Origin of the sequence: Pantoea sp. GbtcB22, from assembly GCF_019091025.1 — a bacterium.
GTDB classification, from domain to species: Bacteria; Pseudomonadota; Gammaproteobacteria; order Enterobacterales; family Enterobacteriaceae; genus Pantoea; species Pantoea leporis.
Window position 1 is genome coordinate 1 of record NZ_JAGXKB010000742.1, and the last position, 240, is coordinate 240.

Consider the following 240-nt stretch of genomic DNA (forward strand, 5'->3'; position numbering starts at 1 on the left):
GATTTGGACCCTGTTTGATGCAGGCCTCCATTTCTGGCCGCTGCTCTCGCGCTTGCTGGTGCCGGCCGGCTTGATGCTGTTTGCATTCCTCACCTGGCCAGCCCTGCCTAAAAGCGAAGGCAAAAGCTCCCTGGCAAAAGTCTCTTATGTGGTGTCTGCGGTGATCGTGGTGGGCATGGTGGCGACATTCGAGCAGGTGTTCCAGCCGCATCCTACCGTGGCATTTGACGGTAAACAGCT

Annotated in this window: 1 protein-coding gene; it reads left to right on the forward strand. The window is 57.5% G+C overall.

Annotated elements, in window-relative coordinates:
• A partial coding sequence (locus KVT28_RS26555) for a hypothetical protein (RefSeq protein WP_217551290.1) occupies positions 1–240 on the forward strand: 240 nt, incomplete at both ends.